18 protein-coding genes are annotated in these 26395 nt (G+C 37.3%); 13 read left to right on the forward strand and 5 right to left on the reverse strand.

All coding sequences use genetic code 11. The features are described 5' to 3' along the window. Positions 1-11 precede the first annotated feature (11 nt). Together AC0INN_RS09160 and AC0INN_RS09165 are read left to right on the forward strand one after the other, a co-directional pair. The gene (locus AC0INN_RS09160) at positions 12-1964 is read left to right on the forward strand and encodes a hypothetical protein (RefSeq protein ID WP_273648423.1); all 1953 of its coding nucleotides are present in this window, start codon (positions 12-14) and stop codon (positions 1962-1964) included. A 75-nt stretch (positions 1965-2039) separates the two neighbouring features. Next, entirely contained in the window at positions 2040-2390 is a 351-nt protein-coding gene (locus AC0INN_RS09165) for a hypothetical protein (protein ID WP_306612840.1), read from the forward strand. 146 nt (positions 2391-2536) lie between these two features. Here AC0INN_RS09165 and AC0INN_RS09170 read toward each other — a convergent pair whose 3' ends face one another. Next, positions 2537-3466, reverse strand: a complete 930-nt coding sequence (locus tag AC0INN_RS09170; RefSeq protein ID WP_273648425.1) for a LacI family DNA-binding transcriptional regulator — start codon at positions 3464-3466, stop codon at positions 2537-2539. A gap of 244 nt (positions 3467-3710) precedes the next feature. Here AC0INN_RS09170 and AC0INN_RS09175 point away from each other — a divergent pair, with 244 nt between their 5' ends. From AC0INN_RS09175 to AC0INN_RS09225, 11 genes are all read left to right on the forward strand, one after another. Then, positions 3711-6134: a TonB-dependent receptor gene (locus AC0INN_RS09175; RefSeq protein WP_306612843.1), complete on the forward strand. Its 2424-nt coding sequence runs from the start codon at positions 3711-3713 to the stop codon at positions 6132-6134. Positions 6135-6195: 61 nt separating this feature from the next. Further along, positions 6196-7317, forward strand: a complete 1122-nt coding sequence (locus tag AC0INN_RS09180; RefSeq protein ID WP_306612845.1) for a glycoside hydrolase 100 family protein — start codon at positions 6196-6198, stop codon at positions 7315-7317. A 44-nt stretch (positions 7318-7361) separates the two neighbouring features. Continuing rightward, the gene (locus tag AC0INN_RS09185; protein WP_306612847.1) at positions 7362-8012 is read left to right on the forward strand and encodes a uridine kinase family protein; all 651 of its coding nucleotides are present in this window, start codon (positions 7362-7364) and stop codon (positions 8010-8012) included. Continuing rightward, positions 8009-9415, forward strand: a complete 1407-nt coding sequence (locus AC0INN_RS09190) for an MFS transporter (protein WP_306612848.1) — start codon at positions 8009-8011, stop codon at positions 9413-9415. The genes AC0INN_RS09185 and AC0INN_RS09190 overlap by 4 nt, the downstream gene beginning before the upstream one ends. A gap of 349 nt (positions 9416-9764) precedes the next feature. Further along, positions 9765-10091 (forward strand): hypothetical protein, encoded by a 327-nt coding sequence (locus tag AC0INN_RS09195; RefSeq protein ID WP_306612850.1) that lies wholly within the window; start codon positions 9765-9767, stop codon positions 10089-10091. Positions 10092-10234: 143 nt separating this feature from the next. After that, positions 10235-11209 carry a TonB-dependent siderophore receptor gene (locus AC0INN_RS09200; RefSeq protein ID WP_306612852.1) on the forward strand — a complete coding sequence of 325 codons (975 nt, stop codon included), beginning with the start codon at positions 10235-10237 and terminating at the stop codon, positions 11207-11209. 45 nt (positions 11210-11254) lie between these two features. Beyond that, on the forward strand, positions 11255-12550 hold the full coding sequence (locus tag AC0INN_RS09205; RefSeq protein WP_306612854.1) for a TonB-dependent siderophore receptor: 1296 nt from the start codon (positions 11255-11257) through the stop codon (positions 12548-12550). Positions 12551-12553: 3 nt separating this feature from the next. Beyond that, positions 12554-13999 carry an ABC transporter permease gene (locus AC0INN_RS09210; RefSeq protein WP_306612857.1) on the forward strand — a complete coding sequence of 482 codons (1446 nt, stop codon included), beginning with the start codon at positions 12554-12556 and terminating at the stop codon, positions 13997-13999. Continuing rightward, positions 13999-15345: a DUF3526 domain-containing protein gene (locus AC0INN_RS09215; protein WP_306612859.1), complete on the forward strand. Its 1347-nt coding sequence runs from the start codon at positions 13999-14001 to the stop codon at positions 15343-15345. Before AC0INN_RS09210 ends, AC0INN_RS09215 begins: the two co-directional genes overlap by 1 nt. Continuing rightward, positions 15339-16034, forward strand: coding sequence for an ABC transporter ATP-binding protein (locus tag AC0INN_RS09220; RefSeq protein ID WP_306612861.1), 696 nt, complete (start codon positions 15339-15341; stop codon positions 16032-16034). The genes AC0INN_RS09215 and AC0INN_RS09220 overlap by 7 nt, the downstream gene beginning before the upstream one ends. Before the next feature lie 244 nt (positions 16035-16278). Further along, a complete protein-coding gene (locus tag AC0INN_RS09225; protein ID WP_306612863.1) occupies positions 16279-17514 on the forward strand; it encodes a YaiO family outer membrane beta-barrel protein in 1236 nt (411 codons plus the stop codon). 6 nt (positions 17515-17520) lie between these two features. Here the strand turns inward: AC0INN_RS09225 and AC0INN_RS09230 are convergent, their stop codons facing one another. Genes AC0INN_RS09230 through AC0INN_RS09245 form a run of 4 tightly spaced genes read right to left on the reverse strand, consistent with a single transcriptional unit; the run spans position 17521 to position 26292 of the window. Next, entirely contained in the window at positions 17521-20952 is a 3432-nt protein-coding gene (locus AC0INN_RS09230) for a sulfatase-like hydrolase/transferase (protein ID WP_306612865.1), read from the reverse strand. After that, a complete protein-coding gene (locus AC0INN_RS09235) occupies positions 20946-22013 on the reverse strand; it encodes a HEAT repeat domain-containing protein (RefSeq protein ID WP_306612867.1) in 1068 nt (355 codons plus the stop codon). Before AC0INN_RS09235 ends, AC0INN_RS09230 begins: the two co-directional genes overlap by 7 nt. 7 nt (positions 22014-22020) lie before the next feature. Then, a complete protein-coding gene (locus AC0INN_RS09240; protein WP_172279099.1) occupies positions 22021-22377 on the reverse strand; it encodes a response regulator transcription factor in 357 nt (118 codons plus the stop codon). Positions 22378-22389: 12 nt separating this feature from the next. Then, positions 22390-26292, reverse strand: a complete 3903-nt coding sequence (locus tag AC0INN_RS09245; protein WP_306612872.1) for a PAS domain S-box protein — start codon at positions 26290-26292, stop codon at positions 22390-22392. Positions 26293-26395: the final 103 nt, after the last annotated feature.

The following is a 26395-nucleotide window of genomic DNA, read 5'->3' on the forward strand; positions in this document are numbered from 1 at the left end:
AAACTAAGAAAATGATAACAGAAAAGGTTAAACATATATTTTGTTTTATCGATTTTTTATATTCAAATATTGAAAATTTCAACAGACAAAAGTCTTTACTCAATGAAATTGCTGATTTAAGAAGAGAATATAATGATTTAAACCCTAAGATAGACTATAAACACAAATTTGAAAGGGAAGCAATAGTAGAAAAGGGAGATAAACTTATCAACATTTTTCGTAAAGAATGTAAAAATATAATTAATGCAAAAATAAATGAGCTAGAAATAACCGATTTAAATAATATTGGCAATAACCACTTTTATAATATTGGTGAATTAATAATACTCGTTGAAACTCAAAAGTATAATAAAGAAGACGTCCAATTAATCCTAGAAGCAAAACAAAAGTATATATCAATCTTTGAAAATCTACAATTAAGTTTAGATAATTTTTTACCCTATGATTTGGTTAAAGATTTTAACGAAACTTTATTTGACTGTTTTAAACCATTCCTATCTTTAGATGACAAAATGAAGATAGCGAAAAGTAAAGAAATACAGATTAATAGACATAAAATTATTATTGAAAGCCTAGATACAGAAGGTATTCAAAATGCTATTAATAAATTAAAATCGATTGAATTTGAAAATTTGTCAGAATCACAGAAATATGAACATTCGAAAAGAGTTTTTAAAGAACTAACAAAAGAAGATACTGAAAGAATTCCATTTGGTAAACAAATCGGAATAAAAAGCAATGACGAATATTCTCAACTTCCAGAACCTAAAGACAGACAGGAAGCAATTGAGAGATTAAAAAAATATGATGCCCAGAAAAGATTTGAATATCTAAAAGAAATTTTTTCACAGAAATATGGAAATAACATAAATATAAAAATAATCGAAGATGAGCTAAAGCCCATATACAAATTCATAGAAGAAGCAAATAAATTGTCAACTCTAGACGCTTTTGAAAATAAAGATGTATCAGATTATTTAGAATACTTGCGACTAGCAAATAGGTATTATGAAAATGCTAATTTACCATACTATAGCTATTATACATACTTTAACTATGGGCAAAAAAACAATTCTTTACTGACCTATGCAAAGTACTTTCTTTATAAAGGATGGTTAGAAGAAAAAAGAGAAATTTACCTTAAAAAAAACATGCAGACCATTGGTTATTTTTCTACACCTCATGATTTTAATATTGATGATGATTGGGATACACGGAAAAAGAAATGTGAAATACATAACCAGTCGATTTATCGGAGATATGAAAAGAATTTAAAAAATGAAGAAGAACAACTCTTAGATTTAGTTTCAAAAATGTTATCGGCGACAAAGAAACCATTGCACACCTCTGAATATGATTTATTAGAGCGCCAATTTAATCAGATAAAAAGTATTTTTACCACTGCATTAAATTCGAAAATAGATAAAGGATGTGCGATTGAAGGTGTAGGTAGCTCTATTATTGAAAATAAGTTCAACGAATTACAAGAGTTTCATAAAAAGTCAATAGTTGATATAGACATACATTTAAAAACTTTAGAAGGATTAAAGAAAAGAGATCTTGATAGAAACTACAATTCAAAACAAGATGAACAATTAAAAACAAAAGTGCAAATTTTGAACGACATCTTATATAAATACGGTTTTTTTGAACTTGAAAAATTGAGAGAGCTTTCGGAAAAAAGTCAGAATATTTTAGTTCAATTGATAAGTGACAGTAAATTACCTTATGTAGTCGCTATGCTTGATTATTTAGATTATTTCACCTATTTAGAGAGAAACCACTTTAAAACTAAATATAGATTACATATCGAAGTTTCCAAATGGTTTAATAGTGATAAGGAAGGAAGAGCGATTAAAGGTAATGTTAATAGCCTTTTGAAAAGTTCAAACGAAAACAAAACACGTTACACAGCCTTTAAACATAAAGAAAAAGTAATAAGGGACTATGAAGAATTAAAATAGGGAGTACGCCCATATTGTTGCCCTTAAATGCCCCCTATAATATTGCAAAGTATAAAACAATAAATACTTTGTACAATGAAAACATTAAAATTTAAGCATTTCCAAAAAACAGAAATGCGACTAACTAAAGAATTTGATAATCCAAAAGTTTTATTTTATCAAAAGAGTAACCAGCATTTATATTTTGAAAATCAATTGAAAATAATATTTCAATATTTACAAAACAATATCGCAACAGCTTCAATGACAGCTACAGCAACAGGCATTCCTCAAAAGAATATTTGTAGGTACAAAAGACATCTAGAAAAAGCAGGGAAGCTGTGGGAAGTAGAAAAAAAGGAATGCGAGGAAATAGGAGTTAAAGCCTGGTATCTCACAACAAATCCTAAATACTTGTCAAAATTTGAACAACTGAGCTTATTTTAATTTCACTTTCGAGTCTCCTAACTTTGAAATAAATTTATTGTTTACCAATTCAAAGTCAGGAGACTTCACCCAGCTGAAAATCCATTCTTCAATACCGTTTCTTTTTATTAAAATTACAGTAAGTAAAAAACATTTACACTCCCAATTCAACTCCCCTTTATTATCTCCAAAATTTTTGATGCTGCCATTGTTCCCATGCTATATCCATCATTAATAATACATTCATAAGAATCATCAAGATACTTGGGAAGGATACCTTCCGTAATAGCAATTACCTTTACTGCAGAGGCCTGTAATTTATTTTTAACTAATGAACTGTGCAATCCTGCAAGAGTTTCGTCACTCATGGCAAAATAGCCGTCAAAATGTTCATACTCCAGAATGGTACTGAGCTTGTCTTTTACCTCATCGGCAGATTTACAGTAAATTACTTTGCACTGTATATCCGGATTGTCTTTTAGTTTTTCAAGAAAGAAATCTCTTCTGGTCTGTGTTATTTCCAGGTTTTCATCCCCAAAAACGGCCAATATGCTTTCACATTGGCTTTCTATCAGTTTTTCGGCAGCCATTCCGGCATTCAGTCCATTATCGAAAATAATTTCATCGAAATGATTTTGCGAGATCGTTTTATCAAAAATAACAACGGGAAGCTCAATGTCTCTGGCTTTTTGCAGGTGGGAAAGATCTTTCGTATATCGCGTAAGAGAAATCAGGATTCCGTCTACCCTGGAGTTGATGCAGGTTATAATATTTTCCTTTTCCCTCATCAAAGACTCTTCCGAGGAGAGCAGAAAGAAATGGTACCCCTCTCTGTGCAGCACAGAAGATATTCCTTTAATAATAGAAGGAATAAAGAACATTGACATTTCAGGAATGATAAGCCCGATCACTTTCGATGATTTCTTCCGGAAGTTGATGGCGAAATCATTAGGGATGTAATTAAAAGTCTCTGCGGCCTCTTTTACTTTAAGCTTTACGGCATTGCTGATATCAGGATGATCCTTCAGTGCCCGGGATACTGTAGATACACTAATGTTCAGCATTTCGGCAATGTCTTTTATTGTGACTCTTTTCATTATAAGTTAATTGAGACCATTTTTGGGTTAATTCAGGACTGTTTTCGGAGCAAATCTAAGTTAAAAAAACGTTAATTTTAACCATAAAAATGTTATTAAAAAGTTAAAATTCAAATAAGTTATCCACCGCAAACGATTGCGCAAACGTTTGAATTTAATTATCATTTAACATACGGGATAAAGCTCATTTTACATAGGGTAAAAAAAATACTTTTGGATCATAACAAAAAAACTCCGAAACGATATGGAATCAAAAATTTTTACCAGACTGCTTATTTTGGGTACGATGAATACAGCTGCATTCATGTTTTCCCAAAGTACAGAAAATGATACGATTGTAAAAAGTAAGGCCATTGATGAAGTGGTGATCACAGGAAATTCCAATCCTAAAGCTTCCATTAAAACCAGTACTTCTATATCCACATTAAAAATGAAAGATATAGAAAATGCTGCTCCAAGAACAACTGCGGAAATTTTCCGTACTATTCCTGGGATCCGTTCGGAATCATCCGGTGGAGAAGGAAATTCCAATATTACGGTAAGAGGAGTTCCGGTTTCGGCTGGAGGTTCAAGATACCTTCTGATCCAGGAAGATGGTTTACCGGTGATGCAGTTTGGAGACATTGCTTTCGGAACGCAGGACCAGTTTACCCGATTTGATTCTTTTGTTTCCAGAGTAGAAGCCTTACGAGGTGGATCTGCTTCTGTTTTTGCCAGCAATTCTCCGGCAGGGATCATCAATTTTATTACAAAAACAGGAGAAAAAGAAGGTGGAAGCATTACGCAGCAGATTGGTCTTAACTATAAAAACTACAGAACAGATTTCGATTACGGAACATCCATAGCGGAAAATACCTATATCGCAGTAGGAGGGTTTTACAGGATATCGGACGGACCGAGAAAAACCGGATTTAATTCCAATAACGGCGGACAGTTCAGACTTTCTTTACTGAAAAAGTTTGATAAAGGAAGCTTCAGAATATATGCAAAGCTCCTGGATGACAGAACAGCCGCTTATATGCCGATGCCGGTAGGCGTTACAGGAACCGACGGAGATCCTAAATGGTCTTCCCTGCCGAATTACAATATTCTCACAGGTGCTTTACAAACCATCAATCTGCAACACGACAGAACCTTAGGAAATGACGGAAATATTTTTAACAGCGATGTTTCGGATGGAATGCATTCCCTTTCAAAGGTGATCGGGGCAGAGTTTAATTATGACCTTGGAGAAGGCTGGAAGCTGGAAGAAAAAATTCGTTATGCAGCCAACAGCGGACAGTTTATTGCCCCTTTTCCAGCCAGTGTAAGCAAAGGCAGTGATTTCTTTACTGCTGCTAATTTCACCAATTTCGGAAGTGCTGTGTATGCAGGGACGAATACTCCGGTAGATATGAATGCCAATTATATGAAGCTGGCCCTTTTTAATGTAAAGCTGAACAACTTCAACAACTTCGTGAATGACCTGAATATCAACAAGAAATGGGACAGATTAAAATTGAATGCAGGCTTATATAAATCTACACAAAACATCAATATGTCCTGGATGTGGAACAATTACATTCAGGAAGTCAATGACAGCAATGCCCGGTTGGTTGATGTAAAAGATACGTCCGGAGCATTGATCACAGACCATGGTTTACTGAATTACGGAATGAAAGACTGGGGAAACCTGAAGAGGGATTACAATACCAAATATGATATCACCGCACCCCATGCCCAGATTGAAATCAATGCAACAGATCAGCTGACGATAGATGCCGGAGCAAGATACGATATCGGAAAAGTAACGGGAACTTTTTCAGGCGCCACCGTTACCTATACCAGCCTTGATATGAATGGAAACGGCGTCATTGATATTCCTGAACAAATGGTGGGATCCAATGATAATATCCATGTTCCGGTCAACTACAGATACGGGATTTTCGGATATTCGGTGGGGGCCAATTATGCGCTCAACAATAAAAATGCTGTATTTGCCAGGGTAAGCCAGGGTGGAAGCGCTTCTGCAGACAGAATCCTGTTTTCAGGATATAATTATACTAATAATGACGATCCTGCACTGGATGCTGTAAAAGTAAATAAGGTCAACCAGATAGAAGCGGGATACAAACTGAGAGGAGCGGGATATTTCCTGAATACCACACTTTTCTACGCCGGAACAAAAGAAGCGAATTACGAAGCAACCACCCAGAGGAAAACAGAAAATAAATACCAATCTCTGGGAGTAGAGCTGGATGGATATTACAGAATTACAAAAAGTTTTGAAGTAAAAGCAGGGCTTACTTATACCCACGCTGAGATCAAAAATGCACTTGACCCTTCTATTATTGGGAACACGCCGAGAAGAACCCCTAAGCTGATGTATTCCGTAAACCCGAATTTCAATATGGGTAAAGTGAATGTCGGGTTTTATCTGATCGGAACCACAAAAGCATACACCCAGGATTCCAATAAGCTGGTAATGCCGGGATATGCTATTGTAAATCCTTACATTTCTTATCAGATTATGAAAAACCTTTCAGTAAATGTGAATGCCAATAATATCTTTAACGCCATTGCAGTTACGGAGGCCGAAGAAGGATCCATCGCAGGCGGAAATGGAATTGTAAGAGCCAGAACACTTCCGGGAAGCAGCTACAGCGCAAGTGTGAAATTTGATTTTTAATAGTTGGTTATGGACGGACTCTTTTTTTTAATCCGCTCTGTATTTAAAAAAAATAAAAAATATGTTTAAACAGGAAGCCATAGAGATCATCAGAAAAGCCATTACAAAAGAAGGCATTCTGGCCTCTGCACAGCAAAAAGACAATTATGCAAGAGTATGGTCAAGGGATTCGATGATGACAGGATATGCCGGAATTTTAATCCATGATGAGCAGATCATTTCCGGGCTTAAAAGATCTATTTTCACCTTAGCCGAACATCAGGCAGAAAACGGACAGATTCCTTCCAATGTGGTGAATGGCAAAGCGAGTTACGGAACACATGTAGGAAGAACGGATGCTACGGCATGGTGGATTGTTACGACCTGTGAATACCTTAAAACAACATCAGATGATGCGCTTAAAAGCAGCCTGAAAGAGAAGATATATCAGGCGCTTTCATGCCTTAAGACATGGGAATACAATCAAAGAGGTTTGGTCTACAGCCCCCTTGGAGGAAACTGGGCAGATGAATATGTGACATCAGGATATACACTGTATGATAATGTACTGAGATACTGGGCATTGAAAAACACCTCAGAAGTTTATAATGATCCCGAATTAAAAACAGTATCGGAAAACACAAAAGATCTCATCCAGCAGAATTTTTATAAAAATGATTCCAATGTAGCCAGGTATCATGAAACAGCCTATGCAAAAGCTTCAGCAAAACCCTACTTCTGGGCGTCACTGAATGCAAACGGATACGACGAACGGTTTGATCTGGCCGGGAATGCACTGGCTCTACTTTTAGATTTTGAAATGGATATGCAGGCTTTTTCAGAATTCCTAAAGGGTATCCGTGATGAGTTTAAGCACTGGATGCTTCCTGTCTTTTACCCGGTTATTTTTCCTGGAGATGACGATTGGCGTTTACTGGAAAACAACTACAGTTACAGCTTTAAAAACCAACCCTACCATTTTCATAACGGAGGATCGTGGCCTATATTTTTAGGATGGCTGTGCCTGGGGCTTAAGAAAAAGGGAATCAGGGAAATTCCTGAAAAAATTATGACGGAATACGAAACATCAATGCATGAAAAGGGTGAGCATTTCAGAGAATATTATTCAACAGACAAGCTCTTGCCACTGGGAACCGGGCAGCTTTGTTTTTCTGCATCCGGATATCTTTTCATGTCGCTGTAAAGCATTGTTTCAAATAACCAAGATAGGTTCAAAAAATTAAAAAAATGATTGGAGATATTATCGAACTGAAAGAAAAACATCTGGCCACCGCCAGAGAGATCACAGAAATACTGAAAAAACGTTTCACTTTACATAAAGACCAGAAAATAGCGATAGGAATTGCAGGAGAAAGCGGAAGCGGAAAGTCCGTAACAGCTTTTGCCGTTCAGAAGATCCTGGAACAGGAAAACCTGAAGAGCATCGTTCTGCAAATGGATGATTACTTTAAACTCCCCCCGAAAACAAATCACGAAAACCGTCTGAAATCTCTGGACAACGTAGGCATACATGAGGTTTATCTCGATACACTTTCTCAAAATATAAGGGACTTTAAAAATGGAGATCCGGAAATAGAAAAACCTTTAGTGAACTACGGTGAGAACACTATAAGCAATGAAATAGTGGATACATCAGAATATAGTATTATTATTGCAGAAGGCACTTACGTCCTGGAAATTGAAGCTTTTGATTTTAAAATTTTCATAGACAGGGATTATAAGGATACTTACAGAAACCGGATGAACCGTAACCGGGATGAACAAAGTGATTTTATAGAAAAAGTATTGGAAATAGAACATCAGATTATCAGAAATTTTAAAAATAAAGCAGATCTTATTCTGGGGAAAAACTATGAAATTTTAAATACCGGTTTATGAAAGCAAAAAGAATCATTCCCCATCTGAGCTTCTGGCAGATCTGGAACATGAATGTTGGATTTTTTGGTATTCAGTACAGTTTCGGACTTCAGCAGACGGCCGTAAATCCTATTTATTCTTTTTTGGGTGCCCATGCTGAGCAGCTTCCTATCCTGAATCTGGCCGGGCCTATCACAGGGTTATTGATACAGCCTCTGATAGGAGCCATCAGCGATAAAACCTGGAGTCCTAAGTGGGGAAGAAGAAAGCCATTCTTTTTGCTCGGTGCTCTATTTTGCAGCATTGCTCTATTTTTATTCCCTTTCAGTTCTACCATCTGGATGGCAGCAGGTTTGTTATGGATCCTGGATGCGGCGAATAATACAGCTATGGAGCCTTACCGTGCTTTTATTGGTGATAAGCTCCCTGAAGACCAGCAGACATTCGGCTTTCAGATGCAGAGCCTGTTTGTAGGAGCGGGTATTACTCTGGCAAATCTTTCACTGTTTGTTTTTCAGAAATATCTCGCAGGAAATTCCACGAACGGCGGTATTCCGGTCTGGGTTTACTATTCTTTTTTCTTAGGTTCCTTCTGCTCCATTGCATCGGTAGCCTGGTCTGTGTATAAGACACCGGAGATTCCGCCCACCGAAGATGAGCTTAAGGACATAAAAAAAGCCAAAGAAAGCAGCACGTTTTTTACTCCTTTTATAGAAATAATCATTGCCATCAGAGAAATGCCGAAAATTCTCTGGCAACTGGCCCTGGTGTACCTTTTCCAGTGGTATGCCCTTTTTGTATACTGGCAGTTTATCACGCCCATGCTGAAATGGTCACTGTACGGAGTTTCCGAAGCTGATGAAATGAAAGCCCATCATCTTCTGGAAAGCACTAAAAGCGGAATACCCATTGCAGCATCCGACCTGACTTGGGCAAAAAACATATTGCACCAGGTAGAAGTAGCAGTAGGACAAACGGGACTTATGAATGGCTCTTATAATATTGTGACCATGATTTCCGCATTACTCCTGGTACCTTTTGCTAAAAAATTCAGCTCAAAAAACACCTATATTTTCTGCTTATTCCTTACAGGATTGGGAATAATGACGCTACCTTTTATCAGGAATGAATATGCTATTCTTATCCCAATGGTGGCTCTTGGAATTGGATGGGCTTCCATGATGGGCTTGCCCTACTCCATCGTTTCCCCTTCTATCCCTCACCGGAAAAGGGGAATCTACATGGGCGTTATCAATATGATGATCGTTATTCCCATGCTGATTCAGACCCTGTCTTTCGGGACTATTTTTAATTTCTTTCTGAATAGTAATCCTTCTTCAGCCATTATGGTCTCCGGAATATTATTTCTGACTGCCGGCGCATGTGTCTTTTTTATTAAACCTGATATTCCTAAAAGCGAATAATACCGGATGATAAGAATTATTCTTTAATAAAACTTCAATAAAAAAATCCCAGCTTTCGTTGGGATTTTTTTAAGCCAAATAGCTACAATTCTCCGATATTGCAGCATTTATATTATTTTTTCGCAAGCTCTACTCTACAGTTTTGTGCCTTACCTTCTTCAGAACTATTATCCCCTATAGCATTTAATACTGCTATAAGAAGGTCTTTTCCTATATCCAACAAGCAACTACTCGAACATAGAGTTTATGTTTTGCTTGTTATTTCCAGGCTGCCGACATTCAATATTGCAACAAAGTTTCATTTTATAAAATTTTATCCTTACTTTTACCGCTTCTTATGCAAAAAACATTGAAAATCTTTTTTACCTTTTCTCTGTTACTGATCTTTCTTTCGAACGTCAGTGGAATAAGCATATGTCTTGAACATGCGAAACATGTAACAACCAAAATTGACAACAAAAAAGATTCTAAAGAGGAAAAAGCCCCAACAGTTTCCCAGGACGACTGCCAATGTGCACTCCATTTGCAGATGAATACAAGTCTTCTTCCGGAAATTCAGAATCTAAATTTTGCCATAAACGATTCAAATGATAACGAAATACCTCAGCCAAAGGCCGTATCATACCGTTGCCTCCTTGATTTTTTCTCTTCCAGGGCGCCTCCCGTTCTCTCCTGATTTCTAGTTTTTCAAACTAAACTCTTTTAGCTACAGATTTGTTATCTGCAGTAACTGTCTTTTTGGGATATTTTATTTTAAAAGTAGAATAAGATATTCTTTACTCACCAGGTATTTAACTATACCCATTTTACTCTCTATTTATGTCATTTAATGCTTATAATCCTGGAATCATACATTTTATTCCCACTAAAACTTTTCATTTAGCAGGCTTAGGTTGTATCATATTCTCAGGTGTAATCCATGCTCAGAAAATTAAAAAAGATTCAATTCCCGTCACTATTCAGACGGTAGAAATTACAGGACGAAAATCCAAAGATTATATTTCCGATTATTCATTTGCGGCCACTAAGATTGCGATGAAAAACAAAGATCTTCCGCTCACGCTCAATACGGTTACCAAAGAACTTATTAACGACAGGCAGGCGTTCAGGCTGGGAGATGTACTGAAAAATGTTGCAGGTGTTTCCAATGTAAGTTTTTATAATCAGTACAGCATCCGGGGAATCAGTCAGAATGAAGAAGGCCAGATCATTAATGGAATGCGCACCAGGCAATATTATTTTCTTCAGCCGATGACCCCACACATCGAGCGTGTGGAGGTTTTTAAAGGTCCGGCAAGTATTACCATGTCCAGCGTAGACCCAGGAGGAACGATCAACATGGTAACTAAAAAACCTTTGGCAAATTCCCGTTACGAAGTAAGTTTGTCGGGAGGAAGCTTTGATACCTATCGCCTTTCCACAGATGTAACCGGACCTTTGAATACCAGTAAAACGCTTTTATACCGTTTCAACGGTGCTCATCAGCATGCCAAATCGTTTCGTGATCATGTAAAAAATAACGGAATTTTAATAGCTCCCTCGATCTCCTTTATCCCTAATGATAGAACTTCGGTGAATGTAGAAATGATTTACAACGAAATGAACGGAAACCTCGACAGAGGACAGCCTATCTTTGGAGCAGTTGCCGGAAAAACCGATCTCAACAGTACTCCTGTCAGTTTAAATCTCGGGGCTCCGGGTGACTATTTTAAAACAAAAGACCTTACTCTGATGGGAAGTCTTGCCCACCATTTCAATAAAAACATCAGCTTTAATGCTTCTTATATGAAATAGTTCTGGAACGAAGACATCCATGAAACGAGGACTACAAATTCTTTTGTGCCGGATATCAGCAATAACCAGATTTCAAGCCTGGTGATGATGCAGTATATGGAAAGAATTCAACATTGGTCGGTAGATAATATTAATGCCTATTTTAATTTTACTTACAGAACAGGATCCCTTGAACATCAGACGTTAGTAGGATATGACAGCCATATCTGGGAGAAAAAAAGCGGCGGAAAACAAGATGCCGCAAGAGGTTTCATGATGAAGGATGGAACAGTAAGCTCATCTTATAATCCGGCCAATGCTGCTTTATATCAGACATCGGTTTATAATGGCATTATATTTCCCACCCCCAATGTGAGCCCATTCGACCTGACGCCCGGAGCGGCAAACCATCAGGGGAATAACTATACTGTTTTGAATATCATAAACCCGTTACCAACGGCTTTAACAACTACTCATGCAGCATATGTACAACATTTACTGACGTGGAAAAAGTTTAAACTTCTGGCGGGACTCAGAAAGGAATGGTTTCAGGATATTACCCATTATAAGAAAGCGGAAGAAAGTTCTTTCAGAAATAAGAAGATGCTTTACCGTATCGGCCTGACGTATAGCATCACAGAAAATACAAACATATACGCAACATATCTTACAGGGTATCAGCCACAATCCAATACGGTCACCCTGATGCCGCAAACAGTAAATTTTACAGGTGCAATTTCCGCCTCATTGTACAAACCCCTGCTTTCCGATCTGAAAGAATTCGGGGTCAAAACCAAGCTTTTTGGAAAAATTAATGCCACATTTTCCATCTATGAAATCAATCAGAAAAATATCCTGATGAACGCCAATAATCCTGCAGAGCCTGATCAACTGATCCAGCGTGGCGCAGACAGAAGCCGTGGTTTTGAGGCTGAGTTTACGGGTCATATTCTTCCGCAATGGCACATTTATGCTGGTTACAGCTATATCGACGCAAGGGTTCTGGATGATTCCAATCCTGCTTTAATTGGTTTAGCTAAAGAAAATACCTCAAAAAATTCCGTCAATATCTGGACGAGGTATAATTTTACCAACATTCAGCTTTTAAAAGACTTCGGAATGGGTGCGGGAATGCTCTATCAAAGTAAAAAAATTCCCTGGTTCACCAGAAGTTTCGAGCTTCCCGCTTATGCTACCGTGGATGCGGCAATTTATTATTCCGTACCGCAAACTAAGCTTCAGCTGGCTTTGAATGTGAACAATATGACCAATACAACGTACTGGGTAGGAGCTCAGAATTACCTGAGACTGTTCCCCGGTGCCCCAAGAAATTATCTATTTACAGCAACTTATAAATTTTAAACCATGGCTTTTTCAAACCTGAAACTCATTGTAAGAAAAACCCGGCAGGATTTATTTAAAAGTAAACAAAACCTGCTCATTGCCATTACTGTTCTCCTGTTCTGCTTTATAAGCATTGGAATAGGGTTTACAAAATACGGTGAAACTTATTCAAAGATAAAGGAATACCGTAAAGAAACCCGTGAAAACTGGGAGCACAGGCCTGATAAGCATCCGCACAGAATGGCCCACTATGGTTATCTCGTTTTCAGAATCGGGCATCCGTTAAGTATTTTTGATAACGGATTGGACGATTACCTTGGAAATGTTATTTTCCTTGAAGCCCATAAACAAAATACCGCTAACCTTTCGGAAGCCGGAAGTTCAGGGATTCTCGTACGTTTCGGAGCGTTCAGTGCAGCATTCATTCTGCAGGCAATAGTTCCTTTGATTATTTTATTTCTCGGTTTCAGCCTGATTGTCCGTGAAAGAGAAGAGGCCACACTGAAAATCCTTACCGTTCAGGGAGCATCATCACGAGCTATTGTATGGGGAAAAATCCTTGGTCTCTGGCAGTTTTCTTTATTGTTTCTGATTCCTGTGATTGCCATCGTTTTAGTGGCGGGACTTATGGTTGAATCAAGCCATTTTACTGATATTTTATCAAGAATACTGGTCCTTTTCCCGGCGTATATGATCTATTATTTTTTCTTCAGTACATTGACCGTTTTAATTTCTGCAAATAGCAAAGCTTCGTCATCCGCTTTAATCAGTTTAATTGGCTCATGGATGATTCTGTCGATTTTTTTACCTAAAGGAATTCAGTTTGCAGCGCAGAATCTCTATCCTACTCCATCAAGAATTGCCTTTGAAACCCAGGTAGAAGAGGATGTTATGAAAGTAGGCGACAGCCACAACCCCAACGATCCGCATTTTAAAAACATTAAAGATTCGCTTCTGGCAAAATACAATGTGAAAACAACGGATGAACTTCCGGTTAATTACGGTGGAATTGTGATGAAAGAGGGAGAAAGAATCAGTGCAAAACTCTATGTTGATCGTTTAAAAAGACTTCAGGATCAATACGATCAACAACAAAAACTGAATGAAATTTTCGGTTTCATCAATCCTGTGATGGCGATTAAAAATCTTTCAATGACCGCTTCGGGAACAGATTATTTTGCGTACCGGCAATTTCAGAATCAGGCAGAGAAATACCGCTATACACTCGCCCAGCGAATGAATGATTTACAGATTGAACATATCCGCAACACCCCACCAAAAAAAGGTGAAAAACAGGCAATGGTAAGTAAAAAAAACTGGCAGGAATTTCCTGATTTTCAGTATGAGTTTACGTCAGTTAAAGAAAGTCTGGGTAACCAGATTCTTCCTCTGGTTGCTATTCTTTTCTGGCTCCTTGCCTGTGTTCTGATGATTGAATTAAGTGCAAAAAATTTAAAATTAATCTAATGAATCATTATTTATTTAAACAGTTTTACCGCAACAAAGCCTACATTATTTCTTTGTTGATTCTTCTTTTTGCCGGTTTATGCTCTTTGTACACCGGTAAAAAATTTCTGGACAGGAATGAAGAAATTATGGCTAAAAGTGCAACCTATCAAAAAAACAGCATCGCTAAAAATGTGGAATTGCACAGCGATAACATCGGTCTTTTACTCTATTATGTGAAATTTAATCTCGTGAATGAAATACCCAGACTGGCTGCTTTAAATATCGGTATGAGAGATTTGAATCCTTCCATTCAGGGCGTTACGATACGAAACCTGGAAGAACAGAAAAACAATTCCGATTTTTTCAACCCTGCGAATGCGGCGGTTGGAAATTTCGATTTCTCTTTTGTGATGATATTTCTTTTTCCACTCGTGATTATTGCTTTGTGCTACAATATCATTTCCGAAGATCAGGAAAAAGGAACCTGGAAATTACTTTCGGTACAAAGTCAAAATGTAAGAAAGCTGATTGATGCTAAGTTGCTGTTCCGTTTCCTGGGCGTAAGCTCGGTTTATGTTTTATTGTTAATTGCTGCCCTTTTTTACATTAAAATTCCGGTAGACCTGGCCTTCACTATTTTTGCTTTGTCCGGTTTTCTATATTTGGCTTTCTGGTTTGCCTTATGTCGATGGATTATTGGTTACCAGAAGTCCTCTTCGTGGAATGCTTTAACCCTGGTGATTTTCTGGCTGAGCATGAATTTTGTAATTCCGATGACTGCAAATATGATGATACAAAAATTGATTCCTGTAAAAGAAGGATTGCAGGCACAAATCGAACAACGGGAAGGTTATCACAACAAGTGGGATGAACCGAAAGTTCCTACAATGCAAAAATTCTATAAAATCTATCCCCAGTTCAGCCAATACGAGATTGCGGAAAACAGCGACTTTTCTTACGCCTGGTATTACGCAATGCAGCACATGGCGGATGTGGAATCAGAAGCTTCTTCAAAGAAATATCATGAAAAAATGCAGAGCAGAAACAATGCAGCCATTTACTTAGGGTATATTTTACCGAATATTCAAACACAATGGATTCAGAGCAATGTTGCCGGAACAGGAATGGAAAATCAGCTAAATTACGCAGAAAGTCTGAAAAATTTCCACGAGAAACAAAGGCTGTATTTCTATCCTTATATTTTTGAAAATATAAACGGAAAAATGATTGACTGGAAAAAACAGACTGTAAAAATCTTTACGGATTCTGAGAAAATTAATCTTTTCAGCTTACTTCTTCCCTATTTCATTGTAATTTTTTTATTGCTAATCCTTTCACAAAACAAATTCAGAAAGCTATGTTAAAAACTATCAAACTTCATAAAAAATACAACGATTTTACCGCTTTAAAATCTCTTGATCTTGAAATTCAGGAAGGGGAAATCTTTGCCCTTCTCGGACAGAACGGAGCCGGTAAAAGTACAACTATCAATATTCTTTTAGGCCTGATTAAAGCTACTTCCGGTGATGCATTCATTAACAATATTTCTGTAAAAGAGCATCCCGAAAAAATTAAAAAACAACTGGCATACATTCCCGAAACTGTATTACTTTATCCGAATCTTACCGGAATTGAAAATCTTGATTTCTTTTCAAAAATTGCGGGATTTAATTATAATAAAGAAGAACTTTCTGGTCTTTTACAACAAACCGGTTTACAGGAAACTGCTCATAATAAACCTTTGGGAGGTTATTCAAAAGGAATGCGGCAGAAAGTCGGAATTGCTATCGCTCTCGCTAAAGATGCCAAAGTTCTGCTCCTTGATGAGCCGACCAGCGGACTCGACCCGATTGCCACCGCTGAATTTACAGAAATTGTAAGAATGCTAGGCCTAGAAGGACGAACTGTTTTAATGGCCACCCATGATATTTTCAACGCCGTAAGTGTCGCTACCAATATCGGAATTATGAAACAGGGAGAACTGGTGCAAAATATTCCATCCAAAGCGTTTTCTGCCGAAGAACTGAAGGAACTGTATTTGAAAACAATCTAATTATTTTGAATTTTAACTAAAATACATTATTGAATATGTATTGTAACTTCTCTGTATTAACTTTCTTTACAAGAATCTTATGAATGCTTTGATCTCATAGTAGTAATAAGATGGAGAGACAGGGGCTCCTATCAACTTTACGCTCCTTATTTAATGGAAATAATTACAATGAATTACTTAAAAAAGTTTAATATATTTGTTAAAGATACAATTCGTCTTTATATTGATTAAGAATTTCACCTCAATGAGAATATATTTTGGCTATTTAGTTCTTCTGATATTATTTCCGTTACAAATACATGCGCAGCAAAATCTGTCAGCCGACGAATTATTTGCAAAAGCAAGAACTGCTGCATTCGAAAATAAGGATTATACCAACTCTATTGTATTGGCTAAACAAGCCCTGGAAAAAGCCCCCGATTATACCGATATTTCAATTTTTTTAGGAAGAGTTTATACATGGAATAAGGATCTGGAGTCTGCAAGAACAGTTTTTGAAGCACTTGGAAAAAAAAATATACAGGATGAAGATTATTTTATTGCCTACGCATCCTTAGAATATTGGAATGACCAGTATAGTAAAGCCAAAGAGATCCTCGACAAAGGGTTGTCTTTTCATCCGCAATCTGAAGCGCTTTTACTTTTAAAAGCAAAAGTAAATTATGCAGACAAAGATTATATTGAATCCGAAAAGGCCATTAAATCCATTCTAGCCATCGATCCGAAAAACACGGAAGCCAACAGCCTTGCCGTAAAAGTGAAAGAGTTTACTTCTAAAAACGCTATAAGCATTCTTTATAACTATTCCCATTTTGATAAGCAGTTTGATGATGACTGGCATGTTGTAGGGATCAGCTATAAAAGGGCTACCCCTATTGGAGCCGTGATTATCAGAGGGAATTATGCCAACAAATTTGCTCAAGACGGTACCCAGATTGAGCTGGAAGCTTATCCACGGTTATCAAAAACATTTTACTTGTATGTGGGAGGTGCCTATTCCAATGATGTCGGGCTTTTCCCGAAATACCGTACAGGGGTATCCCTTTATGCTAATCTTCCTAAGAGTTTCGAAGGAGAAATCGGATACAGGCAGCTTTATTTCAGCAACAGCATCTGGATGTACACAGCATCTATCGGAAAATATTACAAGAATTTCTGGTTTAATATAAGAACCTACATTACGCCGGATAACAAAAATATCTCGCATTCCTATACCGGAACAGTACGCTATTATACGAAAAGTGCTCAGGATTATATTGGCTTTCAGATCGGCACGGGAATAAGCCCTGAAGAAAACCGAAATAACCTTCTTGAAAATGAAACTTTTAAACTTAAAACTTTTAAAGTAGGTGCTGAATATAATTTTACAGTACAATCTAATATATTCTCTGTGGGAACCATGTATTACAACCAGGAATACCTTCCGAATACAAAAGGAAACCAGTTTGATATTACTCTAGGCTACACAAGAAAATTTTAAACTGTTTTATTTATTTTTTTTCATAAAATTAATAACTACAGAATCAGGCATTAGTTTCTTCGTGGTATAAAAACTTGAATTCATCCTTTTAAACTGGTTAAAACGCCCATTGATCATATTCAGGGCAGAAGCATCATTAGAAGGTTCTTCCTCTGAGTTTTCAAGGGTAAACAACTCCCCGTCGTGAAGATAATATTGATCTGAAACAAAATCAGCCATCATATTTTTACTCTGCATCATAGGAATTCCCGCTTTTCCTGGTTGAAGATCCGGAGAAAAGCCCCGTCCTACCCATGTAACAGTAGATGTCGTTCGGAGTTTATAATTATTTCTGTAATAGGCTACAATAGAAGGAGCAACATCAAAGTGACTTGCCGTTTTGTGAAAACGTTTTGTTTCCTTCAGTAATGGTGAATAAATCAGTAACGGCACATGAAACCTGTCAATCTTAGACTCCAGTGTGATCTCCGGCATACTATGATCTCCTGTAATAACAAAAATCGTACGTTGAAAATCCGGACGTTTACTGTAGTTTTCAAAGAAGTTTTTCAAAGCATCATCTGCATTAAGCACAGCAACCAATTGGTTTTTAAAGCCCGCCGCCCATTTTTTCTGCTCCGGATTTAAAAGATTGGATTGCAACCTTTCGTTATAAAGTTTTTCATAATATTCTTTGTTATTAATCAGAAACGGATTATGGGTGGAAAGGGTAAGAAGCATTTTAAAATAAGGCCTTTGCTGTAATTTCTGGGTTTCCAGCATCTTTCTGAAAACGGCCTGGTCTTCATATCCCCAACTGTCTCCATTGTTTGCCGGCAGTCTTTTGTAAGCCCCTCCATACGATCCAATGTCTACAATATGATCTACTTTACTGTACTCGAGGAAGTTTCGGTATCCGTCAAACAACAAATTTCCGCCGTAGTGAAATCCCGTTTCAAATCCGTTGGCTTTCAGTATATTAAAAAGGTTAAAATTTTCCGGTGTTTTTTCAATTTCTAGGAATCCGTTTTTTCCGAAAGGAAGTGATCCTGTAAGCGAAGGTAAGGCTCCGAATGTTCTTCCTGCAGAGCTAAGGCAATTCTCCCAATACAAACTTTTATTAGACAAAGAATCCAGAAACGGCGTAAAGTTTCCGACATAACCTTTAGGAGAGGTGTATGCATGTCCAAAACCTTCCATCACGATAAATACAAGATTCGGAACCTCATCGGATCTGTTGAAATAAGATCCCAAAAAATCGGGAGTATTCTCTTTTCTCCAGAAAGGAAATGACTTGTCGAGCATTTCAGCATCGGCTGTAAAGCTTTCTTCCCCATTAATTATTTCTCCGATTTCCGGGTGATCGCTGATAAAATTCTCTTCATTGGAGATAAAGAAATAGTTCCATTTACTCTTTGAAGCTGTCTGGCCGAAGGTATTATTTGTCTGGTTTAATTCCTTTGACTGAAACATACTATTGGGAACAAAAAAAGCAATCAGACCAAGGCTTAAAAAAGCGATCCCGATATATTTCGACTTCAAAGCGGATTTTACGGCCATCCATAATGGAGTGATACATATCGCAATCAAAACGATCAATAGCGCAATATTTTTTAAATTAAGCATTCCGCTTGCTCTTAAAATCTGTTTGATCTCATCTTTGTTGTAATAAAAAAGATCTGCCCCAAGCATATTTTGGGTCTCAGAGAAATATAGGAACAGAATATACTGTGCTACAGTCACCAATCCGAATAGGACAAGAGCTGATAAGTTGGCCCAATTTTCTTTTACGGAATTGATAATTAAATAAATAATTCCAAAGCCAAATATTAGTTTAAACGCAAACAAAATATTTTCAAAAAAAAGATTTCCTGCAATTGAAGAAGGATTCAGTCTTGGGAAAGAATATTTGTACCAAAGCCATTCTGCTGTGATGCCTACCAAAAATAAAAGCAAAAAAACGGCTGATACCATTCCGAGTTTTTTCAACCCATTATTAAGAATCGCGGATATTCTTTCTTTTAAAGGTAAATTTTTGGTATTCTGATTAAACCCCTGTCTTGTCATCTCACCCCAACCGTGGGATTTTTTAAAATAATCTATAAATCCTTTTACCCCGGCTTTCACCACGATGGGATGGAAATAAAACGGTTCTGAAAACGCAGTACCGATCAAGGTTAGAAAATCTTTCCTTTTGGTATAAACCTGATAGCTAACAAGATCCACCAAAATCCCATAAATAGAGTAAAGAAATCCCATCGATACGACCAGGGCAAACAAAATCACGAAAAACGGCCAATTGATAATTCCTAATAAAAGGAAAATAATAAAGATTATATATCCAGAAAATTCAACCAAAGGCCCCAGAAATTCAAAGAAAAACCAATAAGGAAGACTTACCATGCCCAGCTTTCCGTATTTTGGGTTAAACATCATTTTCCGATGTTTCCACAAAGTTTCGATGGTTCCCCGCATCCACCGGTTACGTTGTTTTTTCAGGATATCTTTGCTTTCAGGAACTTCCGTCCAGCAAAGCGGATCAGGAATTGTAAGAACTTCATAAGGCTCATTCTTTTCTTCCATATACTTTCTCATACGGACTACCAGCTCCATATCCTCTCCTACCGTAGTTTTATCATATCCACCGCATTCCAAAACTATTTTTCTGTCGAAAACTCCAAAGGCCCCGGATATCAGGATTAATCCCGATGCCCGCGCCCATGCCATTCTTCCAAGAACGAAAGCACGGATATATTCCAACGCCTGGGTTTTACCGAGGAGCGTTTTTGGCATATTTACACTTACTACTTTTCCATCTTCAATAACGCAATTATTAGCGAGACGGATCACACCTCCGCAGGCGATAATTTTTTTATCGGTTTGTTCCAGAAACGGTTTTGCCAGTTTTAAAATGGCATCCTGTTCCAGGATACAATCCACATCAATACACACCAGATAATTTCCTGAAGAAACATTAATTCCTACATTTAGGGCATCAGCTTTACCCCCGTTTTCTTTATCTACGACAATAAGCTTTTTAAAAGCCTGGTTTTTACTCTTATAGATGCCTTTTATTTTATTGGTTTCAATTGTACCTTGTACAAAAAAAGACACTCTTTCAAGCTCATAAGCTTCGATCAGTTTCTGCATGGAATCATCTTTACTTCCATCGTTAATGATGATAATTTCCAGGTTGTGATAATAGAGAGATAACAGGGACCTTACATTTTCTACAATGGTCATTCCCTCATTATAAGCGGGAGCGAGAAGGCTGAAGGTAGGCGAATTGGGATTAGCGGCAATAATGCTGTAATCGGTAAATGTATTTTCTTTTTTATAACGTATTACAGCTCCTAACGCATATATTCCGACCCAGCCGTAAATAATAACTACTGCCGTCCCATACAGCAGGAATAACCATATAACAACTTCATAGATAATGTGTGAGAATTCTAACATACTTTTTCCTGGACTGCGTGTTTTATAATTTGAATTAATTCTTCGGACGACGTTTCATCTTCCGAAAGTTTTGATAAGTATTCCTTATATCCCAATGCAGCAAGAGCTTCCGCTGCATACAACTTAATCCCTGTATTGATATTTTCCAATAATTCTTTTTTGAGTAAGCCTATACAGGACTGATCCTTAGAGACTTTCATCACACGAAGAATTTCAAGCTGGACTTCATAAGGCTGGTCGGGATACACTTTTGTAAGGAACTGAATGGTCAAGGGATCTTCCAATGACAAAAGCGTATGCACGGCCTGTATTCTGACCTCAACTGATGAATGCTCCAGAAGATCGGCCACCATCGGATAAAAAGAAAGCAATTGAAATTTCCTTACCAATTTTAAAGTAAAAATGATAACTGAGCTATTTGAACTTCTAAGCCAGCCTTCAATAGCTTCTCCTGAGTTTTCAGGTATGCTGGTAATGGAGAGAAGCAGCCGGAGCTGTTGCCATTCTGAAATTATCCCCGAAGCGGTACTCAAAAAATCCAATCCTTCAAAACCTTTAAAGCTTACCATGGCATATTGCGCTTCCTGGTAGACCTGTGCGGAAGGATGGGATAAAAAAGAGGAAATTTTGGGAAGGTCCTCCATTGCGTTCATGACCGTAAGTTCCTGTATCCCCCCGGCAATAAGATATGTTTTTTTCTGATCAAGCTTTTTAGCGGCTTCCTGCCGGAGATTGTATTCTTTAAACAGGTTTTTAATTTTAATTTTTGCAGCCCCTGAAAATTTCTTTTCGGAATCTACCAGTTTTTGCAGGAATAGATTTCTAAATGAAGGACTCCTGGAAAGAAGTACAAAATTCTGATCAAGAGCAACTTCTTCATCTTCATAAACAATAACTTCCGATATTTTTTTATTAATAACCTTCATCCACCCCGAGATTCTCACAGATTCTTTGTACCGAAAAAAACTGTAAACAAGAATCCCTGTAATCAATAACAATACGAGAGACAACATCCCAAGGAAGATAAGAAACAGAAAATGTACAGAAGTGGTTAGCAGCATCGTTCTATTATTTAGGGGTAAATCTTTTTATCCTCAACATCAATTCATTGGGACTGAACGGCTTTACAATAAAATCAGAAGCTCCCAGATCAAAAGCGTTTAGTACCACCTCTTCCTGCCCCATACTGGATAGCATAATGACAGGAATCTCCTTTCCCATGGTTTGTATGGCAGAAAGTATTTCTATTCCTGAAGCAAAAGGCATCATGATATCGGTGATGGCAAGGTCTACATCTTTCTCTTTTAAGGTTTCGATGGCTTCTTTACCATTACGGGTAAGGATTACTTCATGCCCTTCTTTTAATAATTTGTGTTCTATCGTTTTTAGAATCAGTTCATCGTCTTCAGCGATCAGAATCAACATAGTCTTTTGTTTTTATTTTATTAAACCTTTTATTAAATTTAATCCGATTGTTATTTCATTGATAATTTCCTGCTGTAAAGAGGTGAAATCCATAGTTTCATCCGCTTTCTTTTCCCAGTATAAAGCAGTTTCTGCCAGCTTTATCAATCCGGCAGTTCCGGCTGTACCTTTTAGCTTGTGAAGAACTTTCTTCAACTCATCTCTGTTTTCTTCAGCCGATGCAGTTCTTACATTATTTTCCGCCTCAGAGAGCTGTTGGATTACCAGATCCAGGAAAATCGCTCTAAAATCATCATCGTCCCCCGTTTGATCATTGAGAAGATTCAGATCAAGATATTTCTCAGTTTTTACAGTATTTCCGGTTTCTATTGTTTGAACGGAGATGTATTTTTCTAGCATTTCCAAAAGATCCGACTGTCTCAGGGGTTTCGGAAGAAAATCATTCATTCCGGACATGATGCATTTTTCCTTTTCCCCGATGATGGTTCCTGCTGTTACACCAATGATCGGAACATCCTGATATCCTGGAAGAAGACGAATTTGTTTAGTAGCTTCAATACCATCCATTACGGGCATTTGGACATCCATCAGTATCACCGAAAAATGTTTGTTTTTACATTGTTCCACTGCTTCCAGTCCATTTACCGATTCTGTAAGCTCAGCATCGGGAATCAAAGATTTCATCATTTTGTTGTTAAGAACCATATTCACAGGGTTATCATCAACAAGTAAAACCTTAATATGTGGTGGAAATAAAAAATTTTCTGCTTCCTGCTCATCAGCTGCCGGTATTTCTTTTACATTATCATGTACTACACGTTTTAAAGTTCGGTAGAGTTCTTCTGATTTTATAGGTTTTAACAGGAAGTAGGAATTTTCTTCTTGCCGGAAAGAGTTGAGCACATCATGCTCTTCCGAAGAAGTATGAAGAATAACCAGGGGTGAAGTTTCATTTTTTTGAGCAAATAATTCCTTAATTTTCTCAATAGTTTCCAACCCTGAAATAATGGGCATATGATAATCCATCAAAATAACATCAAAATGTTCTCCATCCAATAAAATCTGCAAAGCTTCCATCCCGTTGGCTGCTAATTTTGACCCAATATTTTTATAGGCCAGCATGTGCTGGAGAATGATCCTGTTCGCCTCATTATCATCAACAATAAGAACTTTTTCTATTTTCAGTTCTTCTTCTTCAATACCTTCAGATTCCTCATAGGGAACTTCAATGTCAAAGAAAAATACGGATCCTTTTTCCGGTATACTGTTCAGGGAAAGATGGCTTCCCATATAGCCCAGAATATTATTGGATATCGTTAGTCCCAGTCCTGTTCCCCCGTAATGCTTGCTGATGGAACTGTTTTCCTGGGTAAAGGCATCAAAAATATGCTGCTGCTTTTCAAGTGGAATACCTATCCCGGTATCTCGTACGGAAAATCTTAATGATATATTTTGTCCTGTGATATTCAGCTTTTCTACTTTAAGCTCAATCTCGCCACGATGTGTAAATTTAACGGCATTACCCAACAGGTTAATGAGAATCTGTTTCATTCTGGATTCGTCAAGCCAAAGTACTTTCGGCAATCCCTGTTCAATATTGAGTAGCAACTCAATGTTTTTTTTCTGTGATTGATAAAGGATCACATTGATTACCTGGCTAACTAAATCATAAACATTCGATCTTTCGATAAGGAGTTCCATTTTTCCAGATTCTATTTTCGAAAAATCCAGGATATCATTAATTATATTGAGTAGATTTTCCCCCGATTCATTGATATAATTAAGATATTGAGTCTGTATTTCATTGAGAGGAGTTTTCAAAAGAAGATCTGAAAATCCGATCACTCCATTCAGAGGGGTGCGGATCTCATGACTCATGTTGGCAAGAAATTCTGATTTTGCTTTGCTTGCAATATCCGCCATTTTCTTTGCATTTTTGAGTTCTTCGTTGGTTTTTACAATATCGGTAATATTCTGTACAGAGACAATTATTCCACCTATTATGCCATCAGAAAGATACCATGGTCCTACTTCCAGGTTATAATGTTGGATGCCTTCTTTATGTGGAACTTCAATGGCAAAATCATCATTTTTATAGACCTTGCCTTCTAAAGCATTTTTGTAGATGGCCTTTCTTTCTTCAGGAACGTTAGGAGAAATGGTATAAATATTCTCTCCCATCAGCTCCATATTATTCATATTGAATTCTTCCTTCCAGCTTGTACTTACCGAAACATAATTAAGTTCTTTATCAAACATCGCTACTGCAACGGGAACATAAGTAGCAAAAGACTGCATCATTGCTTCTTTCTTCTCCAGTTCCAGATATATATTTTTAAAAGCATCAATATCCTGAATGATTCCGTACACCCTGGTACATACTCCGTTTTCAAACTCCGGAATTCCTTTTACTCTTACCCAGATCGTAACTCCATCATTGCGGACAAGCTGAAATTCCGCATCATAAGGAATACCTTCTGAAACAGCCCGGTTAAATAAGAACTCAACTTTTTGTTTATCTTCTTCTTTATAAAAACCGATTGCATTTTCAAAGTCGGGCTGGAATTCCTGATCTATTTTATGGATTTCTTTTGCTGTTTTGGACCAGATTACAGATTTATTTTTAAGGTTGACTTCCCAGCCACCCACCTGAGCGACCGAGCTCGTTTGCTCAAGCATTTTCTTGGCATAAAGAAGATCTCTTTCCAGGCTCATTCTTTCCGTTACGTTCAACGCTGTACTTACCACATACGGTTTTCCGTCTTTATCAATTTCCACAAGATTATGGTACATCCAGATCAGTTCTTCACCTTCTTTTGACTTGAGGATCATTGTTCCGAAATCTTCCTTATTCTGATTGATACGTTCTAAATATTTTTGCAGCAAAGAACTATTTTGTTCAGGAACGAGATCTTTCAGATTTAATCCGTTTACTTCTTCCGCAGAATAATGCAGGGTTTCTCTACCTTTTTGATTCACCTCAAGAATATTTCCTTCCATATCGTGCATGCTCATCAACCCGATTGCATTTTCGAAGAAGCTTCTAAAACGGCGTTCGGAACTTTCAAGCTGGCGCTTTTCTTCGATATGCTGGGTAATATTAATGCCGAAACAAAAAATCTCAGAATGGTCATGGTTTTGCTTCAGGTACCATTCTATAATTATAGCACCAGCGTCTTCAGTTTTTGTGGAGGTAGTAAAAACCAGTTCCTCATCTGTCTTAAGAAAGTTTTCGAGTTTGAGTTGCCAATCGTCATCCTGCTTTTTTATAATCGTTAAAAAACTCTGATTAACTGCTTTTTTTGGAGCTATTCCGAATATTTTTTCAAAGGAGGGATTTGCTTCTTTAAGGATAAATTTGTTATCAAGAACGCAAATCAGGTTATTGGAAATATCAAAGGTCTGTTGGAAATATTCAGCCTGTTTATTCTTTTTTTTGCCGATATATAAATTGGTGATAGCTTCTCCAATTTTTTTCAGAGTATCTATTTGGTTGTCGGAGAGGTTTTTAGGCTTAAAATCAATAACGCACAGTGTACCTAATGCAAATCCTTCATCATCTATCAGCGGTACCCCTGCATAGAAACGGATACCACTTTCCAGAATTATAGAATTCCCGGATGATCTGTCGTCAGCGAGCGTATCAGGGATCACCAACACATCTCCGTTTGCAATAGAATACTGGCAAAGTGTATTTTCACGCTCCACACTATCCAAAGAAATCCCAATACAGCTCTGTATCATCTGGACATCACTTTCCATAATAGCAATAAGAGAGCTGGGACAGTCGGTAACCAGACAAGCAGTTTCTGCAAAAATATCTAATTGAGGATCCTTTGGCAGATTCAGAAGATCAAATAGTTCCAGTTTTTTTACTCTCCCCTGTTCATTATTAGGCACTGGATAATTCCCCATAACATTAACTAATATTTTGTTTTATGTTAAATATAGTTATAAAATCATTATGGGAAACTATTTTTTTACAACATCGTCAATATATTCAATTAATATTATTTAA

Source organism: Chryseobacterium subflavum (assembly GCF_055762745.1).

Bases quoted from the DNA above. Each gene is read 5' to 3' on its own strand.
- AC0INN_RS09160 (WP_273648423.1), top strand. From the start codon at position 12: ATGATAACAGAAAAGGTTAAACATATATTTTGTTTTATCGATTTTTTA.
- AC0INN_RS09165 (WP_306612840.1), top strand. From the start codon at position 2,040: ATGAAAACATTAAAATTTAAGCATTTCCAAAAAACAGAAATGCGACTA.
- AC0INN_RS09170 (WP_273648425.1), bottom strand. From the start codon at position 3,466: ATGAAAAGAGTCACAATAAAAGACATTGCCGAAATGCTGAACATTAGT.
- AC0INN_RS09175 (WP_306612843.1), top strand. From the start codon at position 3,711: ATGGAATCAAAAATTTTTACCAGACTGCTTATTTTGGGTACGATGAAT.
- AC0INN_RS09180 (WP_306612845.1), top strand. From the start codon at position 6,196: ATGTTTAAACAGGAAGCCATAGAGATCATCAGAAAAGCCATTACAAAA.
- AC0INN_RS09185 (WP_306612847.1), top strand. From the start codon at position 7,362: ATGATTGGAGATATTATCGAACTGAAAGAAAAACATCTGGCCACCGCC.
- AC0INN_RS09190 (WP_306612848.1), top strand. From the start codon at position 8,009: ATGAAAGCAAAAAGAATCATTCCCCATCTGAGCTTCTGGCAGATCTGG.
- AC0INN_RS09200 (WP_306612852.1), top strand. From the start codon at position 10,235: ATGTCATTTAATGCTTATAATCCTGGAATCATACATTTTATTCCCACT.
- AC0INN_RS09210 (WP_306612857.1), top strand. From the start codon at position 12,554: ATGGCTTTTTCAAACCTGAAACTCATTGTAAGAAAAACCCGGCAGGAT.
- AC0INN_RS09215 (WP_306612859.1), top strand. From the start codon at position 13,999: ATGAATCATTATTTATTTAAACAGTTTTACCGCAACAAAGCCTACATT.
- AC0INN_RS09220 (WP_306612861.1), top strand. From the start codon at position 15,339: ATGTTAAAAACTATCAAACTTCATAAAAAATACAACGATTTTACCGCT.
- AC0INN_RS09225 (WP_306612863.1), top strand. From the start codon at position 16,279: ATGAGAATATATTTTGGCTATTTAGTTCTTCTGATATTATTTCCGTTA.
- AC0INN_RS09230 (WP_306612865.1), bottom strand. From the start codon at position 20,952: ATGTTAGAATTCTCACACATTATCTATGAAGTTGTTATATGGTTATTC.
- AC0INN_RS09235 (WP_306612867.1), bottom strand. From the start codon at position 22,013: ATGCTGCTAACCACTTCTGTACATTTTCTGTTTCTTATCTTCCTTGGG.
- AC0INN_RS09240 (WP_172279099.1), bottom strand. From the start codon at position 22,377: ATGTTGATTCTGATCGCTGAAGACGATGAACTGATTCTAAAAACGATA.
- AC0INN_RS09245 (WP_306612872.1), bottom strand. From the start codon at position 26,292: ATGGGGAATTATCCAGTGCCTAATAATGAACAGGGGAGAGTAAAAAAA.